At 51.5% G+C, this 388-nt stretch carries 1 protein-coding gene; it reads left to right on the top strand.

The window, feature by feature from the left end:
* A partial coding sequence (locus PL9214_RS31860) for a hypothetical protein (RefSeq protein ID WP_186440532.1) occupies positions 1-388 on the top strand: 388 nt, incomplete at both ends.

Genomic DNA, 388 nt, shown 5'->3' with positions numbered 1-388 from the left:
ACTCCAACGCCCACACCGACGTTAGAACCAACTCCAGCGCCGACAATAGCTCCAACGCCCACACCCTTACCAACGTTGGAACCTACCCCAGCGCCAACGTTAGAACCGACGCCAACACCTACACCAACCTTAGCCCCTACCCCAACACCATTACCTTCTGGTGATACCACTCCTCCGACGGCTATCATTACGCAAAATCGTCCCCCCTCTGACAATACTGTTTACTTGAAGGTTACATTTAGTGAATCTGTTAAGGGGTTTGAAGCGAATGATCTCCTGTTAGGGGGAACTGCGAACCCCAAAACCGCAACTATTACAGGTAGTGGGAGCATCTATGAGGTAGCGGTTGGGGGAATGACAACCTCTGGGAATGTTTCGGCTACACTTC

Origin of the sequence: Planktothrix tepida PCC 9214 (assembly GCF_900009145.1) — a bacterium.
Lineage (GTDB): Bacteria > Cyanobacteriota > Cyanobacteriia > Cyanobacteriales > Microcoleaceae > Planktothrix > Planktothrix tepida.
Note: the sequence above shows the minus strand (reverse complement) of the source record. Positions and strands in the feature narration are given on the sequence as shown.